This window comes from Neobacillus sp. MER 74 (assembly GCF_023714155.1).
The window spans coordinates 1-310 of record NZ_JAMAUV010000093.1 but is presented as its reverse complement, the minus strand read 5'-3'; the positions used below and the strand labels follow the sequence as shown (position 1 = coordinate 310).

The window sequence follows — 310 nt, the reverse complement described above, 5'->3', positions numbered from 1 at the left end:
TGCGCCCTTTCTAACTTAACCTAAAAGGTTTATAACTCTTACTTACATAAGAGAGAAAATCTAAAATGGCGATTACTCGATGTTTACTTTGCTTCTTCATTACGATTATCTAGTTTTCAAAGAACGATTAAAAAAAGCTTTGAGAGAATTGCACTCTCAAAACTAAACAAACAAAGATCGCGAACAAACTGTTTTGTCTGGCTCACAAGTCCAGCTTTATCCTTAGAAAGGAGGTGATCCAGCCGCACCTTCCGATACGGCTACCTTGTTACGACTTCACCCCAATCATCTGTCCCACCTTAGGCGGCTG

Annotated in this window: 1 rRNA gene; it reads right to left on the bottom strand. The window is 40.0% G+C overall.

The features are described from left to right. Positions 1–226: 226 nt before the first annotated feature. Positions 227–310 (bottom strand): 16S ribosomal RNA (locus M3610_RS27650); the annotation flags it as partial.